1 rRNA gene is annotated in these 551 nt (G+C 57.0%); it reads left to right on the top strand.

The window, feature by feature from the left end:
* Positions 1–551 (top strand): 23S ribosomal RNA (locus SB822_RS54810); the annotation flags it as partial.

The raw sequence follows: 551 nt of genomic DNA on the forward strand, positions 1-551 counted from the left end.
TGCATGGTAGGAGAGCGTTCCGTAAGCCTGCGAAGGTGCACTGGAAAGTGTGCTGGAGGTATCGGAAGTGCGAATGCTGACATGAGTAGCGATAAAGGGGGTGAAAGGCCCCCTCGCCGTAAGCCCAAGGTTTCCTACGCAACGTTCATCGGCGTAGGGTGAGTCGGCCCCTAAGGCGAGGCAGAAATGCGTAGCTGATGGGAAGCAGGTCAATATTCCTGCACCAGTGTGAAATGCGATGGGGGGACGGATCGCGGAAGGTTGTCCGGGTGTTGGAAGTCCCGGTCGCTGCGTTGGAGAAGGTGCTCTGGCAAATCCGGGCACGGAATTCAAGGGCGTGGCGCGAGCTCCTTCGGGAGCGAAGCAATCGGAAGGGGTTCCAGGAAAAGCCTCTAAGCTTCAGTTTCACATTGACCGTACCGCAAACCGACACAGGTGGGCGAGATGAGTATTCTAAGGCGCTTGAGAGAACTCGGGAGAAGGAACTCGGCAAATTGGTACCGTAACTTCGGGATAAGGTACGCCCCTGTAGCTTGATGCCCCTGCGGGCA

The sequence above is a fragment of the Paraburkholderia sp. SIMBA_054 genome (genome assembly GCF_046534875.1).
Lineage (GTDB): Bacteria > Pseudomonadota > Gammaproteobacteria > Burkholderiales > Burkholderiaceae > Paraburkholderia > Paraburkholderia hospita.